16 protein-coding genes and 1 pseudogene are annotated in these 20,019 nt (G+C 39.4%); 8 read left to right on the top strand and 9 right to left on the bottom strand.

Features of this window, described 5'->3' with window-relative positions; genetic code table 11:
• Positions 1-95 (top strand): YHYH domain-containing protein (locus tag Aba26S_RS21660; protein WP_155770353.1); only part of this gene is annotated, 95 nt, incomplete at its 5' end.
• Positions 96-127: 32 nt separating this feature from the next.
• On the opposite strand, the gene Aba26S_RS11570 is transcribed toward Aba26S_RS21660, so the two are convergent.
• Positions 128-397, bottom strand: coding sequence for a metal/formaldehyde-sensitive transcriptional repressor (locus Aba26S_RS11570; protein WP_005158090.1), 270 nt, complete (start codon positions 395-397; stop codon positions 128-130).
• A gap of 55 nt (positions 398-452) precedes the next feature.
• On the opposite strand from Aba26S_RS11570, the gene dmeF reads away from it, so the two are divergent.
• Positions 453-1,373: a CDF family Co(II)/Ni(II) efflux transporter DmeF gene (dmeF, locus tag Aba26S_RS11565; RefSeq protein WP_004828387.1), complete on the top strand. Its 921-nt coding sequence runs from the start codon at positions 453-455 to the stop codon at positions 1,371-1,373.
• 44 nt (positions 1,374-1,417) lie between these two features.
• Here the strand turns inward: dmeF and chrA are convergent, their stop codons facing one another.
• The gene (gene chrA, locus Aba26S_RS11560) at positions 1,418-2,770 is read right to left on the bottom strand and encodes a chromate efflux transporter (RefSeq protein ID WP_005158089.1); all 1,353 of its coding nucleotides are present in this window, start codon (positions 2,768-2,770) and stop codon (positions 1,418-1,420) included.
• A 2-nt stretch (positions 2,771-2,772) separates the two neighbouring features.
• Complete coding sequence (locus tag Aba26S_RS11555; RefSeq protein WP_004828391.1) at positions 2,773-3,693, bottom strand: chromate resistance protein ChrB domain-containing protein; 921 nt, start codon at positions 3,691-3,693, stop codon at positions 2,773-2,775.
• 365 nt (positions 3,694-4,058) lie between these two features.
• Here Aba26S_RS11555 and Aba26S_RS11550 point away from each other — a divergent pair, with 365 nt between their 5' ends.
• Positions 4,059-6,158: an ATP-dependent endonuclease gene (locus Aba26S_RS11550; RefSeq protein WP_043972055.1), complete on the top strand. Its 2,100-nt coding sequence runs from the start codon at positions 4,059-4,061 to the stop codon at positions 6,156-6,158.
• Between the two features lie 5 nt (positions 6,159-6,163).
• The gene (locus tag Aba26S_RS11545) at positions 6,164-7,897 is read left to right on the top strand and encodes a UvrD-helicase domain-containing protein (protein ID WP_004828394.1); all 1,734 of its coding nucleotides are present in this window, start codon (positions 6,164-6,166) and stop codon (positions 7,895-7,897) included.
• 72 nt (positions 7,898-7,969) lie between these two features.
• Here Aba26S_RS11545 and Aba26S_RS11540 read toward each other — a convergent pair whose 3' ends face one another.
• Positions 7,970-9,193 carry an integrase arm-type DNA-binding domain-containing protein gene (locus Aba26S_RS11540; protein WP_004828396.1) on the bottom strand — a complete coding sequence of 408 codons (1,224 nt, stop codon included), beginning with the start codon at positions 9,191-9,193 and terminating at the stop codon, positions 7,970-7,972.
• A gap of 249 nt (positions 9,194-9,442) precedes the next feature.
• Positions 9,443-9,817 carry a diacylglycerol kinase gene (locus tag Aba26S_RS11535; protein WP_005243510.1) on the bottom strand — a complete coding sequence of 125 codons (375 nt, stop codon included), beginning with the start codon at positions 9,815-9,817 and terminating at the stop codon, positions 9,443-9,445.
• A 190-nt stretch (positions 9,818-10,007) separates the two neighbouring features.
• Here Aba26S_RS11535 and Aba26S_RS11530 point away from each other — a divergent pair, with 190 nt between their 5' ends.
• Both Aba26S_RS11530 and epmA read left to right on the top strand, forming a co-directional pair.
• A complete protein-coding gene (locus Aba26S_RS11530) occupies positions 10,008-11,075 on the top strand; it encodes a 4-phosphoerythronate dehydrogenase (protein ID WP_005243508.1) in 1,068 nt (355 codons plus the stop codon).
• Positions 11,072-12,055, top strand: a complete 984-nt coding sequence (epmA, locus tag Aba26S_RS11525) for an EF-P lysine aminoacylase EpmA (protein WP_005243507.1) — start codon at positions 11,072-11,074, stop codon at positions 12,053-12,055. The genes Aba26S_RS11530 and epmA overlap by 4 nt, the downstream gene beginning before the upstream one ends.
• 13 nt (positions 12,056-12,068) lie before the next feature.
• Here epmA and Aba26S_RS11520 read toward each other — a convergent pair whose 3' ends face one another.
• The 4 genes from Aba26S_RS11520 to Aba26S_RS11505 all read right to left on the bottom strand — a co-directional run bounded on the left by Aba26S_RS11520 (position 12,069) and on the right by Aba26S_RS11505 (position 16,984).
• Positions 12,069-13,196, bottom strand: coding sequence for a helix-turn-helix transcriptional regulator (locus Aba26S_RS11520; protein WP_043972049.1), 1,128 nt, complete (start codon positions 13,194-13,196; stop codon positions 12,069-12,071).
• Between the two features lie 352 nt (positions 13,197-13,548).
• Positions 13,549-14,553, bottom strand: coding sequence for an SUMF1/EgtB/PvdO family nonheme iron enzyme (locus Aba26S_RS11515; protein ID WP_005243504.1), 1,005 nt, complete (start codon positions 14,551-14,553; stop codon positions 13,549-13,551).
• Positions 14,550-16,232, bottom strand: a complete 1,683-nt coding sequence (locus Aba26S_RS11510; protein ID WP_043972047.1) for an arylsulfatase — start codon at positions 16,230-16,232, stop codon at positions 14,550-14,552. The genes Aba26S_RS11515 and Aba26S_RS11510 overlap by 4 nt, the downstream gene beginning before the upstream one ends.
• Positions 16,233-16,366: 134 nt before the next feature.
• Positions 16,367-16,984, bottom strand: coding sequence for a rhomboid family intramembrane serine protease (locus Aba26S_RS11505; protein ID WP_043972044.1), 618 nt, complete (start codon positions 16,982-16,984; stop codon positions 16,367-16,369).
• 153 nt (positions 16,985-17,137) lie between these two features.
• On the opposite strand from Aba26S_RS11505, the gene nfuA reads away from it, so the two are divergent.
• On the top strand, positions 17,138-17,776 hold the full coding sequence (gene nfuA, locus Aba26S_RS11500) for a Fe-S biogenesis protein NfuA (protein WP_005243499.1): 639 nt from the start codon (positions 17,138-17,140) through the stop codon (positions 17,774-17,776).
• Between the two features lie 224 nt (positions 17,777-18,000).
• Positions 18,001-20,010: pseudogene (locus Aba26S_RS11495) on the top strand (ligand-gated channel protein).
• The last annotated feature ends 9 nt before the right edge of the window (positions 20,011-20,019 follow it).

Raw genomic sequence — 20,019 nt, 5'->3', positions numbered from 1 at the left:
GGCTTGCGGTAACAAATGCTTTTGCTCATTCAGGTGGTACTGATTCTTCAGGCTGCCATACGAATAGCAAGACAGGGGATCGTCACTGCCATTAATAATCAAAAGTGAGTAGAGCATAATGTTCTACTCACTTTGAATAACGATCTAATAACAATAAGTATTTTTGCATTTCTTCTTCATCAAAATTTTGCTCTCCTTTTAGTACATGTTCTCTTAAATGTTGCTCTAGCAGTTGCTGCATTAATCCATTAACAGCACCTTTAATTGCTGCAACTTGTTGTAAAACATCAAGACAGGAGCTTTCTGGCGTCAAAAGTGACTTTTCTACAGATGCAACTTGTCCTTGAATCCGTTTAATGCGATTAAAAATTTTTTTATCTTGATGCAAATGAGACATGATTTTTCCTTAAAAAAATATATACTGGGGGGAGTATCTTGGAAAGATAAAACTTATGCAACTTCATAGTAACTTGGATCGCTATCATTCTCATCAATTTGATGAGGGAAATCCCTTAGCTCAAAAAAAGATTCTTATCGCTACGATATTAACAGCGATAATGATGGTGCTAGAAATTTTTGGTGGTTGGATTTTTAATTCAATGGCACTGCTTGCAGATGGTTGGCATATGAGTTCACATATGGTGGCTCTAGGCTTGGCCTATTTTGCGTATCGAATGGCTCGTCATTATGCTCATGACAAAAGATTTAGCTTTGGTACTTGGAAAATTGAAATTTTAGCAGGTTATAGCAGTGCCATTATTTTAATGGTAGTCGCGATATTAATGGGAATTCAGTCTATTGATCGTTTAATGAACCCTGTAAATATTCACTATAATGAAGCGATTCCTATTGCTGTTGTTGGTTTATTAGTAAATATAGTGTGTGCATGGTTATTGCACGATGGTGGAGACCATCACCATGGTCATGATGACCACCATCATGATCATCATCATGATTTAAATCAAAAAGCAGCTTTTATTCATGTAGTGGCTGATGCGGTGACTTCTGTACTTGCAATTGTGGCTCTTATTGCAGGTAAATATTTCGGTTGGAATTTCTTGGATGCTTTACTTGGTGTTGTTGGTGCAATTCTAGTTGCAAAATGGTCATGGGGCTTGTTGTGTGAAACTGGGAAGACTTTACTTGATGCAGAAATGTCACATCCTGTTGTAGATGAAATTAGAGAAGTTATTGATCAGTTTACTCAAGCTAAAATTACTGATTTACACGTTTGGAAAGTTGGGAAAGGGAAATTTTCATGTATCTTGGCTTTAGAAAGTACAGGTATTGATTTAACGCCTGATGTTGTAAAGAAAGCACTTTCTATTCATGAAGAAATTGTTCATGCAAGTGTAGAAATTCATTTTATTTAGTAGGTTTTTTAATTAAGAGGAGCTTTAAAAGCTCCTCTTAATTTTTAGGCTCCAATGTATAGAATCAAACCACATAAGGCAGCGGCAAGAATCACATACATGACTTTCACTTCAAAATGGAACAAGGCAATAAATGCCGCTATTGCGATGAATGCTGCTTCATAGTTGAAAGGATGATTGAATCCATTTGGCCATAAGACGTGATAGCTAAAGAAAAGTGCTAAGTTTAGTATCACACCGACAACAGCAGCAGTGATTGCTGTTAAAGGCGCTGTAAACTTTAGTTCATTGTGAGTTGATTCAATAACAGGAGCGCCAGCTAGAATGAAAATGAATGAAAATAGAAACGTAAACCAAGTGACGATTACTGCACCAATTGCACCCGCTAGAAATAAATGTTCGCTACCTAATAATGCATGATTATAACCACCTAAAAAACCTACGAATGCAACAACCATGATCAATGGACCAGGGGTGCTTTCTCCTAGAGCTAAGCCGTCAATCATTTGTGTCGGTCCTAACCAGCCATAAAAATTTACAGCACCTTGATACACGTAGGGTAATACAGCATAAGCTCCACCAAATGTTAGCAGCGCCGCTTTGGTAAAGAACCAAGCCATTTGTGTATAGGCATGATCCCATCCTAAGGTTAGAGTCAAACCTATAATGGGTGTGAACCATAAAATTGCACCTATAAATAATATTTTTCCTAAGTGCTTCCAACTAAATATGGCATGTTCTGGGGTTGGGGTATCATCATCAATTAGTGCTGGGCCATAATCTTTTTTACCTTGCTGATGTGAACCTCCACCCGTAAAAAAGCTTGGATATTTTTTACTTGCTAAGTATCCAATGATTGCTGCGGTTAGAACGATTAAGGGGAACGGAAGGTTAAAGAAAAAGATAGCAACGAATGCAAGTGCAGCAATTGCCCATAAAAATTTATTCTTTAATGATCGGCTGCCAATTCTGTAGGTTGCATGAAAGACAATAGCAACAACAGCAGGTTTGATGCCATAAAAGAGCCCAGCAATAATAGGAACATCACCAAACTTCACATAGACCCATGAGAGGGCGATCAGGATAAATAAAGAAGGTAAAACGAATAAGACACCAGCAACAATACCACCTATAGTCCTGTGCATTAACCAACCGATATAGGTTGCTAATTGTTGTGCTTCAGGTCCAGGCAATAACATGCAGTAGTTGAGAGCGTGTAAGAAACGTTTTTCAGAGATCCAGCGTTTTTGTTCAACGAGTTCTTGGTGCATGACAGCGATTTGTCCTGCTGGTCCACCAAAACTAATGAACCCCAATTTCAGCCAGAATAGAAATGCTTGCCAAAATGAAATTGACTGTATTTCTTGTTCTGGTTCTATAACAAGTTCTTGTTCCATGATTATTCTCTTGATAGGTTGGCATATAAGCCATCGAAAATGTGATTCGATAATGCAAATAATTGGTCATCGTCACTTATCTGACTTCGAATTCCTTGAATAACTTTTTCAATACCGATTGCTTCGGGAGGCTCAATTCCCCCTACATCTAGGTAATGAACAATTTCAGCGATTTTCTTTAATGCGGGTGTTTCTAGATCAAAACTATGTAAAAGAACTTCGAAGGTCACCCAATGATTGATATGACTGAAAGTTGCACCATCAAAATCGAATCCAAATGCTCCTTTTGGGCAGTCACTTGGTGTTTCTAACCAAATGAATTTTGGTGAGGCATCAATAAATGTCTTTATTAGCCATGCAGAGGCTAAACGATCAATCCAAGGTCTTTTACGAGTTGCCCAAGTTCTGTTTTGATAACTAGCTTTATCTAGAAGTTGAATATGAGCTTGTATTGCTATTGGTTCATTCACTTCACCAAGACGTGCAATTGAAAGTTCTAAAGAGGAAAGCTCATTTAGAACCTGTGCTTGAGTTTCATCGGGGTAGTAGTCAATTTCTACAAGCGCATCGATACTTTTTCTTAATTTACGGACTTGCTTGAGTAGCTCTTTCTTTTCATCTTTATTCTGTCTATCTCTCAACTCGGAGAGTTGTTTATAGAGGGCATCGTATTCTTCTTTTCGATTGAAGAAAGGAGCTAATTCAAGGTTTATAGGTTGGTCTGCGTGAAATACATAAGCAGCCCCTTGTTCTGAGATAACATCATTAGCAATAGGATCAAACTTTTCACTATGAGAAATAGGAAGCAAATAGACCCCATCTCTTAGAATTGCTGCGCCGCTTGCTTTGAGAGATCGCCAGACTCTCATACGAGTGGTTGTGTTCTGCGTAGGCAGTGAGGATATGAGTAAGGATATTTTCATGTAGTATACTCAACTTATTTGTTTATTATATTACATTATTTTTATCATGGTACAAATATGAAGAACTGATTTCTTATATCAGGATAAATATTAAGACGGGCGGCAGACAAGCTTTGATTGAAGTAGAATTAAAGTTGAAAACTATTCGATGTGTTTACGTTACTGATCTATTGTGTTGAAAAAAGGCTCAGTCGTAGTTAGCTTGTAGAGATGGCAATTTCTATTTTGAAGATTATGTTAGATAGCTTTAAAAAGTTTATGCTTAAGTTGTATATTATTATTTTTAGAAATAATAATATCTTAGTTATTAAGCTATATTCATAGTCGAAGTTTTAAAAGCTTAAAATAAATAATTGGGGATAATAATGCGCATTGAAAAAATTAAAGTAGAAGGTTTTAGGCTTCTGGAGAATGTCGAATTCGGATTGGAAGAGATTTCAACTGTAATTGTTGGACGTAATAATAGTGGAAAGACATCTTTTACCAGTATTTTTGATTGTTTTTGTGGTGAATCTGGAACAAGATTTCGGCTAGAGGATTTTTCAGTTTTATCACGAGAGAAATTTTTAAAAGCTAAAGAATTAAGAGAGGCGGGGGAAAGTTCAGAAGTAATATTCGAAGCACTTCCTCGAATTTCTCTTACACTTACATTTCAATATAATAAACTTTCTCCTGATTTAGGTTCTCTATCCCCTTTTGTTATTGATTTAGATGAAGACTCTACAACGGCTATTGCGCGAGTTGAGTATCGGCCTATTTTGAAAAATATGCATTTGCTTTTTGACCTTACCCCATCTTCCGCAGTGGTTGAACCTCGTACACATTTTTATAAAAATTTGAAGGGTAATTTGTCTAAAGCTTATGGGGTTCATGTAAGTGCAGTTGATCCTACTGATATTACAAATACGAGAGATTTTGAAGGCACATCTGCTTTAACAGCATTATTACAATGTAACTTTGTATTAGCTCAAAGAAATCTTGATAAAACAAAACTAGGGGATGCTGATGTAATAGGTAAATTGCTTAGTGAGCTATTTAAGACAGCTACAGCACCATCTGCTGCTGAGGCAGATCAAAATTTAGCTATAAGATTAAAGCAATCTGTTGAAAATATTGAGCATAATGTCCAACTCGACTTTGATGGTATGCTTAAAGAATTATTACCAGTTATGAACGTAATGGGATTCCCAAGTCTTAATGATACTGAGATAAGACCAGAGACATCATTAAACGTGGAATCATTATTATCAGGGCATACTAAGGTCGTTTATAGCGGAGTTGATGGAGTACATTTACCAGAAGGGTATAATGGTCTAGGAACCCGTAATTTGATTTACATGTTGCTACAGTTAGCAAGCTATCACAAAATCTATAGATCAAAATCAATTAGCCCCGCTACTCATTTAATATTTATTGAAGAGCCAGAAGCTCATTTACATCCTCAAATGCAGGAGGTTTTTATCAATCAATTAAATGTGGCTGTTCAAAAATTATCAGAAAATTATTCTAACAAAGATAAATGGAATATCCAGTTTGTTATCACAACACACTCCCCACATGTTGCGAATGCTGCAAAATTTGATGCTGTTAGATATTTTTATAATGAAATTCATAAGATAGAAAACGTACGTCAGACAAAGGTTAAAGATTTTAAGAAGGGGTTGAGTAGTATTTCTGTTAAAGATCAAAAATTTTTACATCAATATATGACCTTAACGAAATGTGATCTTTACTTTGCTGATAAAGCTATCTTAGTTGAAGGGACAACAGAACGTTTATTAATGCCAAAGTTATGTCAATTAGTTGATGAGTCTCTTGATGAACCACAAAAACTAGCCAGACAATATGTTACTTGTGTTGAGGTTGGTGGAGCACATGCGCATATTTTTTACCCACTTCTTGACTTTCTGGAGTTGAAAACGTTAGTAATCACTGATCTAGATTCAACAAAAAAAGGCAAAATAACTAAGAATGGAAAACAGGAAGATGCATGGGTGAAATGCCCAGTAGTTGATGGTCAGAATACATCTAATGCTGCCATTAAAAACTGGTTTTATCCTAAAGAAGTCGATGATACTGGTAAAGTTAAGAAAAAAGCTAAAAATGAGGATAGTCAAATTTCCCCGTCAGTCTTGATTGCTAAAACTGCTCAAGAGAAACAAATTAAGTTCCGTAGAATTGCATATCAAATACCAGAAGATCCAGAAACTAATATATGCGCTAGAAGTTATGAGGATGCTTTCATATTAGCTAATCTTTCTAAATTTGAATTACCTGAAGGACAAGATATTGCTGTTGCTGCTTGGGAAAAAGCACAAGGGCTTATTAAATCTGATTTCGCCTTAGAATATGCAATTCTAATAGAAGATTGGTCGGCACCAAGATATATCAAGGAAGGTCTAATTTGGTTATCTGAAATGGACACTATAAAAAAATCAAACTATGAATTAACTACAGGCGAATAAGTAGCATGAGTGAGATTCTAGACAATCCAGCAATAATTGCAGCTCAACTAGCTGAAGCAAAAATTAATGCAGCTATAAAAGCAGGACGAAGTTTCCGACTAGAAGCTGGCGCAGGTGCGGGAAAAACATTTTCTTTAGTTCATGCTCTAAAATCCATTATTAAAGAGCGTGGTAGATCATTAACGCAAACAGGTAAAAAAGTAGCTTGTATTACTTATACGGAAGTTGCAAGAAATGAGATTGCCCAAGAAATTGAAGACCATCCAGCAATTTTAGTCGATACTATACATGGATTCTCATGGGCTTTTATGCGCCAATTTCAAAAAGCCATAAGAGAGATTCTTATTGAAGATGATTCAAGAAAAGAAAAAGTTGAACAAGGTGGTGGCATTGGGTCTAAATCAGTGGAATACGAGTTGGGCTTTTTTGGTGTTAATGATCAGAAAATTACACTGAGTCATGATGATATCCCAACGATGATGGCTAAATTACTAAATAAAGAAAAGTTTCGGAAAATATTTAGCAATCAGTTTCCGGTAGTTTTTATTGATGAATATCAAGATACCAATCGCCAATTTATGGATGCTATTACAGAGTATTTCTTAAAACCAAAGGTGGGACCACTTTTTGGTCTTTTTGGAGACCATTGGCAGACTATTTATGGTAGTGAATATGAATTGGCAGAGTATCCAATCGAAGAGATTGCAAAGGGATCAAATTTTCGATCAGTTCCAGCAATTGTAGATATATTAAATAATTTAAGACCAGACTTACCACAAGCTGTCAGTTCGCCAGATGCCAAAGGTGAAGCTAGATTTTTTCATACTAATTCTTATAAGGGGACACGAACAGATGAGAGAAGTTCTAAAGATGATTTACCAATAGATATAGCTCGATCTACTCGTACAAGTTTGATACAGAGGCTACAAAATGAGGGGTGGGATATTGAAAAAACTAAGATACTGATGTTAAGCCATAATGTTTTAGCATCTGAACAAGGATACCCTCAATTAATTAAAGTATTTGACGGACGTAATGATCAATTTGCTAAAAAAGAAGACCCTGTAATAAAATTTTTTGCAGAAATAGTTGAACCAATGAGTGTTAGCTATAGCTTATCAAATTATGGTGAAATGTTTAAAATCTTTGGCTCAAGGCCTGCAATAACGAAGCATGAAGATAAATCTTGTTGGCGACGGGATATGGATCAATTATTAAAACTAAGACAAGAGGGGACTATAGGGCAAGTGATAGATCATCTTAAGCAGACAAAACGTCCCTCCCCCCCAGATAGAGTGCTTAGACGAGATGATGAGCTTATTTCTCTAAGAAATTCACCTGACACGGAAATGTCTTCAACACTACTTCGTTATAATAAATTAAGAGAAATTCCATATAAAGAAGTAATCGAAGTTACAAAGTTTATTGAAAAGCAAACTCCATTTGCAACTCAGCACAGTGTTAAGGGGGCAGAGTTTGAGAATGTATTAGTAGTTTTAGGTGGTGGATGGAATAATTATAAATGGCCACAGCTTCTCGAGTTGCTTGAGACTAAAAAGTTGACTAATGCAAACACAAAAGGTTTTTATAGAGCTCGTAATCTTTTCTATGTATCTATTTCTCGCCCAATGACGAGACTGGCCGTGTTAGCTACTCAGACATTATCTGATACAGCACTTGTAACAGTGAATAATCTATTTGGAAGTGAGAATGTAATAGAATTAAGTTTAGATACATAGAGTTGGTTTCAACTTATGTATCTAACTTTTTAAACATTTTTTTTGGGAAAAAATAAAGAATTTATACCTATACTATAGATTATTATTTTTATCCCAACTATCTACATGTTCAGCCCACCATTGCATCATCGTTTTACGATCATTTAACCATTGAGCATGATTGTACGATGCCCTTGTTTTATTATCTGAAACGTGGGCAAGTTGTATTTCAACCCAATCCTTATTAAAACCATTCTCATTAGCCACAGTGGATGCAGTTGCTCTTAGAGTATGCATCCTGAACTCTAATTTCATATTACTCAGGGCTGTATTCAATGTGGTTTTACCCATCATTTCCCCGTCTTCTCCTGCAAATATATATTCACTATCTGGATAAAGTGCAAATTGCTCTTTTATGATTTCAATGGCTTGGTCAGATAATGGTACAACATGTATTCTGTTCTTTTTCATATTGCGCTTGCCAGCCAAAATATCAGCCCTTGATACTGCTGGAATCGTCCATGTCTTATCTTCAAAGTCAATATATTCCTTTTTACCTCGACGTATCTCAATGCTTCTAAGCCATGTGTATATTGCGGCTTTAATAGCATTTCGTGTGCTAATTGAGCCACCGTATGCATTGAGCTTAAGCATAAGTACTTTTTTTTCAGACTCAGTTAATGGTCTGGCATGGGTTACATCTGGCTGTTTAATGTAACCCCTAAGAACATAAGTAGGATCTATAGAAATACGTTTTGTGATAATTGCATATTCCATAACCTCACCAATGATTTGTCTTACAAAAATCCCTTTAACTTCTCCTGTGCCTCTTCCTGATTTTTTGATTCTTGCCATAGTGCTATCAAGCACAGTTTTAATATCAATAGAGTCAATCTCATGAATAGGTTTGTTACCAATAAGAGGGTAAACATCTTTCTCAAAATAACTGCTTCGGCGTTGTTCCCATTCCTTGGATTGTTGAGCTTTTCGGGAATTTATAAATTCACTTGCGACTAACCGAAATGTACCATTATTTGCTTTAATTGCTTCAAGACGTTCATTTTTCTGGTGACCTATTGGGTCTACTCCTTTGGCAAGTTGCTCTCGATATTCAATAGTTTTTAATCGAGCATATGCTAAAGTAATTTCAGGATATTTACCGATTGTGAGCATTTTTGCTTTAGTAAGAAAGCGGTAACGATAACGCCAGAATTTGCTACCAGATGGGCGGACTTCTATACAGAGCCCTGAATGATCAGCCATGCGGTATAATTCTTCACGTGGTTTTAATCTTTTGATTTTTAAATCGTTCAGCATATGTTGTGAGTAACGCTATTTTTGAAAGGGCTTACTCACAATCTTACTCACAAAAATTGGTAATTGCATGTATTACATTGTTATGGAAGGTTAGAATAAAAATATCGTTGAATCAATTGGATAGGTTGTAATGTGATTTGTATTTATAGAAGGTTAGATTGTTAATTGGCATGATGTAATACATCTTCGTCTAGATCAGAAAAATCCCTGCAGATGCAGGGATTTTTTTTATGTAAAAAGATCAAATTTCTATCGAAATAGGATAATCATCCATGTAAAAAAGATAATCGCTAAAGAGACAAATTGCGCAGCACTGCCCATATCTTTGGCATTTTTAGACAGTGGATTTTTTTCCAGGGAAACGCGATCAACGACGGCTTCAATGGCTGAGTTAAATAGTTCCACAATAATCGCCAGTAAGCAGACAGCGACCATTAGGGCTTGCTCAACTGCGGTGACATTCAAGAAGAAACTGAGCGGGACCAGAATTACATTGAGCAATAAAATTTGTCGGAAAGCAGCTTCATAGCGAAAAGCAGCTTTAAAACCAGCAACTGAATAGCCTGTGGCATTGAGAATCCGTTTAATGCCATTTTTGCCTTTATAAGGAGAGTATTGCGTCATTACGATGGAGGAATTAGGGAAAGTCCTAGTATAAGAGCAAAGATGTTGCAGTAAATTGGCAATATGTCGCATGCGTGTAGCAAGAGCAGCATTTTTCGGTCATTTAATCGCTGCAGAGTTGTATTTATGAATTGTCAATTAGAAGCCTGCTAAGGATAATAGGCAGAGATTTATTGATGGAAGCTTCTGTATGAAAATTATCGCAGATGAAAATTTGGCATTTACCGATTATTTCTTTGCGGAATTTGCAGAAATACAGCATCGTGCAGGACGAACGCTGACAAACAGTGATGTGCAGGATGCGGATGCACTTTTGGTTCGGTCGGTGACTAAAGTGAATCATGCGTTGATTGATCAGAGCAAAATAAAATTTGTGGGCAGTGCCACCATTGGAACAGATCATCTTGATCTGCAAGCATTAGAACAACAACATATTGCTTGGAGTAACGCACCCGGCTGTAATGCTCAGGCAGTCGCAGAATATGTCATTACCGCTTTACTCCATTTAGATTGCGATCTTTTAGAACAGAATAAGGCGTTTACTTTAGCCATCGTGGGGCTAGGCAATGTCGGAAGTCGTCTGGCTGTGATGGCTCAATTACTGGGCTGGAATGTGATTGGCTATGATCCTTATGTGCAATTGGCTGGCATTGAAAATATAAGTTTTGCTGAGTTGTTAAAGCGTGCCGATGCCATTTCAATTCATGTACCTTTAACTGTATCGGGTGATTATCCAACACAGCATTTATTTAATGCGGTCACATTTGCTGAGATGAAAGCAACGGCGATTTTAATCAATAGTGCACGTGGTCCTGTGATTCAGCAAACTGCGTTAATGGATGATATTGCAAAGACAAAACGCCAAGTGGTGCTGGATGTCTTTGAATTTGAGCCAGAGATTTCGCAAACACTTTTAGACATGCTGGCTTTGGCGACCCCGCATATTGCAGGTTATAGCTTGGAAGGTAAGGCCAGAGGCACGCAAATGATTTATGAAGCCTTTTGCCATAGTTTTAAATATGACATCTCGAAGCATTTTGAAAGTCAATTGCCACCAGTAGAACAATATTTTGAGCAGCAGGATTTAAAAGTGGTACTTAAGCAGTATTTGACGCAGATTTATGATATCGCTGCGGATGATCAGCAACTTCGTGCCTGTGTTCAAAATGGAAAGGTTGAGCAAAAAGCATTTGATTTACTTCGTAAAAACTATCCTTTGCGCCGTGAGTGGGCTGCACACGGTGGGCCAAAAGCATGAGTCAAGTAATGAAAACCTACCAACCGACCTGTTCAATCGATGCTTTAAAAGCACGTGCAGAAATGTATCGTAAGATTCGCCAGTTTTTCGCCGAGCGTCAAGTGCTTGAGGTGGAAACGCCAGTCTTGTCGCAGGCGGGAGTAACCGATGTGCATTTGGCTTCAGTACAGGTGCAACGCCATATTCATGGCAAATTAAATACCCAGTATTTACAGACCTCTCCCGAATTTCCAATGAAGCGTTTATTGGCCAGTGGCAGTGGGCCGATCTATCAAATCTGTAAAGTTTTCCGCGATGATGAGCATGGTCGTAAGCACAATAGTGAATTTACCATGCTGGAATGGTATCGACCTGGGCTCGATTTGAAAGGATTAATGCATGAAACTGCTGATCTGTTAGAAAGCTGTTTGGCGCATCGCTTTGGCGAGATCCGTCCTGTTGTTCTCAGTTATAAACATGCGTTTCAGGATCGTTTGGAAATTAATCCTTTACAGGCAAGTCTGAAACAGCTTAAAGACACGGCCAATCGGGTTGGCCTGAATCTTGATTTGGGTGATGACCGTTTGGGCTATATGGATCTGTTATTTTCTCATGTTGTAGAACCTAGCTTAGGCTTTGATACTCCTGTATTTTTAACGGATTTTCCGCCTGAAATGGCTTCGCTGGCAAAAGTGAAACAGGATGCAGACGGTGAACTGGTTGCAGCACGGTTTGAGGTGTATATCGAAGGCTTGGAGCTAGCCAATGCCTATGATGAGCTTTTGGATGCCGAGGTTTTGGCTTCTCGTTTTCAGGCAGATAATACAGAGCGTGCCCAGCAGGGATTACCTGTCATTCCAACAGATCAGCATTTGTTAGCAGCCCTACCGAATATGCCAGAATGTTCAGGTATTGCTTTAGGTGTGGATCGGTTGTTGATGGTGGTCATGAACCAGCTCAACATTGATCAGGTGATTGCCTTCCCCGCCGAGATTGCATAAGGGGGATTCGAGATTATACCAACTGCATCAACAATTGAATCAATTCACTTTGTCGGTGCGTGTTGGTTTTCTTGAAAATCGATTGTAAATGTTTTTTCACGGTATCCGCTTGAATGTCATGGATCAGGGCAATTTCTTTGGTGGTTTTACCTTCAAGCAGTTGCTCGCAGATTTTGTGCTCAACAGGGGTAAACATAAAAAGTTGCGTACAAATGTCTTTCTGGTATTTGGGCTTAGGCTTAAGCCCTGAGAATGTTGCCAGTAAGACTGGGCGTAAACCAAAAATCTTATGTGTTTTTTCCGGGCTGAGTAAATCCAGTGTTAGGAATAAATGTTGATCTAGCATCATGACTTTGCTGCGTTCTGCATGTGCCAGATCGTGATGATTTTTATAAAGACGTTCTAATTCAATCAAGTTCTGATCGAATTGTTGTTGCTTATTCTCACTTAACAGAAAGCGGCGTTGCTTAATCTGGATCTGTTCATTCGATGCTAATAATTGTTCTGCCTCAGTATTAATTTCAAGGATATCGCCATTCAGATTAATAATTGCGATCGGCTGATTCATTTTTTGAATCAGTTGTGATCCGAGTAAGGTCATGCTGGAATATTCAAAATGATGCCGATATTGCTGAATCTTTTGCCGCAGCATCGGCAAAATCTCGTACACGGGTTCTAACTCAGTGCAGTTTAAAGCACCACGATCAGGACTGGTGAGAAAGGCTAGAATGACACAAACTTTGTGATCATAAATCACCTGAATGGCTGAGCAGAAGCGTAGATTCAGCGGTTGCAGTACACGTTGATAGACTTGAGTTTGAATAATTTCATGTTCTTGAAAATGTTGAGTGCAATGCATCCATCCCTTCATTGGCCCTAAAAGCATTTTCTTTAAACGCGGGTCATCATCTATGGCCAAGCGGATTTGGGTTAGTGCGGCTTGTTCAAGTTGATTGGCATCAAAATTGATGCCGTGATGAACACTGAAAGAAAGCGCTTGTACCTCTAGGTCAACAGCAAGCAGTTGGGATGCCTGCAGATCAAAGTAATGGTTCAACTGTTCGAGAAAAATCATCCAATCATCAGCATGCTGAACCTTGTTCAATATTTTGAGGACAGCGCCATGTTGGATTAGATTCATCTAAAAATTCCATCAGAAGAATAAAATATATCCTTGTAGTTTATATCGGTTGTTAATAAATGAAATTACTAATTGGAAAAAATGTGATTTATTATGCAATTATCGGATGAAGTGGATTATTTGGTATAAATAAAAAGGCGATAAGATACCTAAACCTATAAAAACTTAAGCTGGATTCATAATTACTTTGTAATGGGAAAGGTTCAATTTCATCACTAAACAATCAGCTTGAACAGAACGAGTGCAAAAGAGAATGCACCAGAAATTTGATGCATTATTTTTTTATTCACTTTGAACGCGATATTGAATTTCTTACGCATAGGTCGTCAAAAATGCTGAACAGCAGTCGATATCAGGATTGCGTGCGTAAGATGGTTCTAAACCCGACATGGGTTGCAGCTAAATCAAATTCTTGTGGGTAACGACTACTATTTCGATAACGAGCACAAAAGTTAGAAGCACATAAAAAAGAACCGCCTTTCAATACATATTGCGTTGCAGTGCTGTTTTGTTGTCGCAGTTCCGCATAATTGCCCATGTGTTGATCATGTGCGCCGTGATAGACAGAAGACGTCCACTCCCAGACATTGCCAATCATATCGAATAATCGAAAGGCATTGGCGGGATAGCATCCGACTGGCGCTACACCGTCGAAGTGATCTTCCGCTGTATTGTTAAGTGGGAATTCACCTTGCCAGTAATTGGCTTGGGGATGTTGATGCGTATCTTGAGGTGCTTGGTGTAAAGGGGTATCTGTTGTTGATCCAGCTTTGGCGGCATACTCCCATTCTTGTTCGGAAGGTAAATCTCGCCCTAACCAGACCGCATAATGTTCTGCATCATTTTTGGTGACATAACGCACAGGTTCGGAGGGAAGAGGAGCTTGACCTGCAGCGCCGTTGGGGGTTTTCCAAGAGTAATCGCTTTTCAGTTGCCACCATTGATTCGGATGATTGACATCAGGGGAAAATACAGCGGCCTGTTTTTGTTTTTCCGCATCGGTGACATAGCCTGTTGCTTTGACAAAACTGGCAAATTGGGCCACGGTCACCTCCGTTTGGTCAATCCAGAACCCTTCAACTTGGCGTTGTGGTTTGCCAAAATTCAGCTCATCAGGGTAGGCTAAATTGGAACCGAGTTGAAATGTTCCTTTCGGAATCCAAACCATGCCCGCAGTTTTACTGTGTTGCCAAGCATGGGGTAAGCCGGAATACTGTTGGCATTGCGGCAATGAGCCAAGGGATGCTGTGGCGGTCGCCGTTTGGCGATGGGACGTTGTGGTGTCTGGGGCAACTTTGCTGCAGCCTGCCACAAGGGACAGGCTGCAGAGTGAGATTAAAATGGGCGAGAGTTTCATTTAAGGAAGTATTCCTTGACGCCATTTTGTTGGGTGTATTTATTATAGACATCCACCAACTCTTGCAGCTTGGCTGGGTTCTCCTGCGCAAGATTTCGAGTTTCTCCTCGATCATTTTTGAGGTTGTAGAGCTCCCATGTACCCGTCCCAAGTCCAGATGTTCCTTGTAGGGCGATTTTCCAGTCTCCTTGACGTGCATATTTACTGCCATGTAATTCATCAGCAAAACTAAAGTTCACAGGGCGAATTGCTTGAGCCTTATTTTCAAGTATGGCTTTCCAAGAATAGCCACTTGGTGTATTAATTTGGCGACCTTTGTATTGGCCTTGTGGAATGGCAATGTTGGCATAGTCAAGAACCGTTGGGAAAACATCCAGAACGGAAGCAAAGCCATGATAGGTTGCTTGCGCTTTGCTTTGATCAGGTAGCTTTACAATCGCAGGTGCGGTTGTTGCGCCTTCGCCTGCCGTATCTTTCCAAAGGTGAAAGGGTGCAGCACTGACTTCTGCCCAACGTGGCCCGACATAATGGTAAGAGCTTGAGGTTCCGACATTATCAACGCTATTATCAAACCCAGATTCAGCCCCATAATTACCACGGATAAAACCTTCGGCGCCATTGTCAGACACAAAGAAAATGAGAGTATTGTCATATAGATTATTGCGTTTTAGATATTGAATGACCCGACCGATGTTGGCATCCAGATTTTCGACCATACCCGCATAGATTTCCATTCTGCGTGCTTCCAAGGCCTTTTGCTCAGGTGAAAGTTCATTCCATTTACCGTATTTTTGTGGTGCATTTTGTGTGGCAATAGGGTCTGCAGCTGTAAAGTTGGCGGGGATCAGTCCGAGTTGTTTCTGGCGGGCGATCCGTGCATCTCGAATCACATCATAGCCGACATCATAAACACCACGATAGCGGTCACGATATTCGGTGGGTGCCTGTAAGGGCCAATGTGGAGCAGTATAGGCTGCGTAGGCAAAAAAGGGCTTTCCAGAGTTTTTACCTGAGTCTAAATAGCTAATCAGTTTATCGGTGTAATAATCGGTTGAGAAAAAATTATCAGGCAAGGATGAAATTGGGACGGGTTTGCCATCTTCAGTATAGGTTGCATTACGTTTATAGGCCGAAGGCGCTTGTTTAAAATGTAGGTCTAGACCTTGTAACAAGGTAAAGGAATGGTCAAAACCTTTGGCATGTGCATTGCTTGCATCGGTTAAGCCTAAATGCCATTTGCCACTGATATAGGTGCGATAACCATTGTCTTTGAGCACCTCTGCGATGGAAAGTGAGCGTTCATTTAAATAGCCCTCATAACCTGGCTGTCCTTTTAGGTGCGGTGGTGTAAGTTCAGCCATGGCACCAATACCAGCCAAATGATGGTCTGTGCCCGAAATCAATTGCGAGCGGGTTGGAGAACAGGTTGGTGCAGTATGATAATCGGTTAGAATGCGGCCTTCTCGCGTCAGGGCATCAATGTTTGGAGTACGAATTTCTCCACCAAAAGCCCCTAAATCTGAATAGCCTAAGTCATCGGCCATGATGAATAAAATGTTAGGTTGCTTTTTGGTTTCAACGACAGTGTTGGAATTATCAGAATCATTATTACTGCAAGCTGAAATTGACAGACTAAATAATGCAATTGAAAGCGTGCTCAGGAGGCTTTTACGAGACATGAGAATCGACTTAATTTTCTATAAGGATTAAGGCAAGTTTAGAGTGATGATTTTTATGATAAAAATAATTAAAATTTGATTGTTAATCTTAAAAAAAGCAAAGCCCCGAGCGAGGGGCTTTGTTCTGGAATGCTTTAAAATGGAATTTTGGTGAGCTGATTGAGAAAATGCGGAACCACTCTTGGTTCCAGAATAATGGTCACGACCACACCATAGGCAGCTCCCCACAGGTGAGCACTGTGATTAATATTGCTATTGCCGCGTTGACCTGACCAGATACTATAAGCCACATATAAAATGGCAAAAATAATGGCAGGAACTGGGATAAAGAACACGAAGATCAAGTTCCAAGGTTGGAACAGGATATAAGCAAACAGGACTGCTGAAACCGCACCAGAAGCCCCTAAGCTCGCCCATCGTGCATCGTGGCGATGTTTTATGTAGCTCGGTAAAATGGCAACAATTAGTCCGCCCAAATAGAATAAAACAAAGCCCATGTCATAGAAAAACTGACGATAGAAGCTTTCAATGATATTGCCAAAGAAAAACAGCGTAATCATATTGAACAGGAGGTGCATACCATCGGCATGGATAAAGCCATGCGTGATAAAACGATCATATTGTCCACGCTGCATGGCAGGAGGCCAGAAAATTAAACGGTTCATCACCGCCTGATTGGAGAAGGCCAATAAGGAGATTGCAACGGTAATAATGATCAGAGTCACAGTGTGACCAAAGGGTAGAGGTAACATATAGGTTTTAAATTGATCAGTGTCTAAGCAATAATGCCATTAAAAACTTAATAAACAATGATCTTGCATAGAATTCCTACAAAAATGGTTGATTTTTTTTTATTACCCTCCATCTTCGGTTAATATAACGACATCAGCTTGAGGATTATTGTTATGTCGACTGAGAACACCAACACTGCTGTCGCAGAAGAAATTCCAAACCTTTTAATTACTCCCTCTGCACAAGAGTATTTAGGTGATTTATTAGCAAAGCAAAATACACCAGGGATTGGCGTTCGTGTTTTTGTAGAGAATCCGGGTACTCCACGTGCTGAATGTTGTATGGCATATAGCGCACCTGAAGAAGTGGTGCCAACAGACTATAAACAGGATTATCCTAACTTTCCTGCTTATGTCGACGCGCCATCAATTCCCTATTTGGTTGATGCGGTGATTGACTACAACAAAGACCGTTTTGGTGGTCAATTAACGTTCCGCGCACCGAACTCAAAAGTGCCACGTGTTGGGCCAGATGCATCGATTGAAGAACGTATTACCTATGTGCTGCAATCTGAAATTAACCCAGGTTTAGCAGGGCACGGCGGTAACTGTAGTTTAGTTGAAGTACAGGATAGCCCGGAACATGGCCTGACCGCAGTGCTGAAATTTGGTGGGGGTTGCCAAGGTTGTTCTGCAATTGATGTCACCTTAAAACAAGGTGTGGAAACAACGTTGAGACAACACGTGCCTGAGTTACAGCGCGTAGTGGATCAAACCGATCATACGCAGGCTGAAGGCGCTTATTTTAAATAATTGCTTGAAAGTGACCGTAATAAAAAAAGCCTGTTAAAGGGCTTTTTTTATTTTTTGATCAAAACAGGGGGGCTTTTTTCTTTATTTCATAAATAGATGTATTAGAAAATAATGAATATTTAAATAATAATAATTATCATTTGTATTGAGTTTTATTTGTTTTTTGTTAGAATCTTCATCAATTTTTAAGCAGATCTTAAGATTTTTTTGAATCGGGTGGGAATATGTCCAATACAATCGTGCGTCAATCATTGCTTACCATTTCCGTGCTGAGTGGTATGATGACAATTGCACATGCAGCAGAAACTCAAACCAATAAAGATGCAGTGCAATTAGACAAGATCGTGGTAACGGCAAGTGGATTTGAGCAGGATATTAAAAAAGCAGCAGCATCTATTTCAGTACTGACGCAAGAACAAATCAACAAAAAAGCATATCGCGATATAACCGATGCCTTGAAAGATGTACCCGGGGTGGTGGTTACAGGCGGGGGAAGCTCAAGTGATATCAGTATCCGAGGTATGGGCAGTGCTTATACCGTGATTATGGTGGATGGGAAAAAATTAAATTCACGCTCGGTACGACCAAATAGTGATAACTCCGGGATTGAACAGGGCTGGTTGCCCAATATTGGGGCGATTGAGCGTATTGAAGTGATTCGTGGCCCAATGTCTGGTTTATATGGTTCAGATGCAATGGGTGGTGTCATTAATATCATCACCAAAAAGAATGCCACCGCGTGGACTGGCTCGGTTAAGGTCGATACGACATTACAAGAAAACTCGGACTCAGGAAATCAATACCAGAGCAATGCATATATTGCAGGCCCATTAATTGCGAATCTTTTATCTTTTAAAGCCAATGGACTGTATTCTCAGCGTGATGAAGATAAAATTTACGGTGGGTATAGCAAACAGAAAATTCGTGCGGGTGGGGCGGCATTCAGTCTGACACCCAACAATGATCATAGCATTGATCTTGAATACCAGCGTTCGATTCAAAATCGAGATGCAACAGTTGGGAAAAGTATTTCTCCAGTACAAACAGGACGGAACCGACCTGTAAATTCGTTAACTGACTATTATCGTACTGAATATAGTTTAACCCATCGTGGCAAGATTGCTGCAGTTGAAACACATTCTTATATTCAGCGTGAAGAAAATGAAAACCCATCTCGTAATATGGAAGCGACCAACACCACCGTTAATACCATCAATAAAATTAATTTAGGACGTAATAGCCTCAGCTTTGGTGGAATGTACTTAAAGGAAGAGTTGGATGACAAAGGCAATCAGTTAAGTGTGGGCGGGGCAAAACCCGTTTCGAACCTTGATCGTTATAGTTGGGCCTTATTTGCTTAGAATGCCTGGAATATCGTGGATGACTTTAGCTTAACAACCTCGCTGCGTTTAGACAAAGATGAAAAGTTTGGCGATCACTGGAGCCCCAAAGTCTATGGAGTTTGGGGGCTCAATGATAATTGGGTGATCAAAGGTGGTGTTTCTACAGGCTATAAAACACCAGCACTTCGTGCCACAGTTGCGGAATGGGGCCAAGCAACGGGTGGTGGACAAAGTAAAGGGGTAATTGTTGGAAATCCAAATCTAAAACCTGAGAAAAGTGTCAACTATGAGGTTTCCTTTAATTGGGATAATTTGGATACCCTGAACGCAGGGCTCACTCTGTTTAATAGTGAATTTAAAGACAAGATCACTGAAGTCAGAACTTGTCAGGGTAAACTTGGTGAGATGAAATGTGATTGGTTAGGCGAGAAGTTTGATTTTGTCAGCTTGCGTGAAAATGTCGATAAAGCCAGTATGCGTGGTGCAGAAGCGACCTTTGGCTGGCAAGTCTTAGCAAATGTCAACTTGAGTGCCAATTATACCTTCACCGATACCGAGCAAAAAAGTGGTATCAACAAAGGCAAGCCTTTAAATGAAATGCCAAAGCATATGTTCAATACGACTGCGGACTGGGAAATTAATGACCAGTTCTCAAGTTGGGGCCGTGTTAACTACCGCAGTAAAACTTCGGATTATTTAAGCCGCACTGCAATGGCGAAAGGCAAACCTGCCTATACCATGGTGGATGTCGGGTTAAACTATAAGCCAACACAAAATATCGCAGTTGCAGCAGGGATCTATAATCTATTTGACAAAGAAATTGATAAAGATACCTATAACTATGTCTTAGATGGCCGCCGTTACAATCTTGGCGTGACATATAGTTTCTAAGTCGAAGCA

Source organism: Acinetobacter sp. NBRC 110496 (genome assembly GCF_000876115.1).
Classification (GTDB): domain Bacteria; phylum Pseudomonadota; class Gammaproteobacteria; order Pseudomonadales; family Moraxellaceae; genus Acinetobacter.
This window is presented reverse-complemented; position numbering and strand designations above follow the sequence as displayed.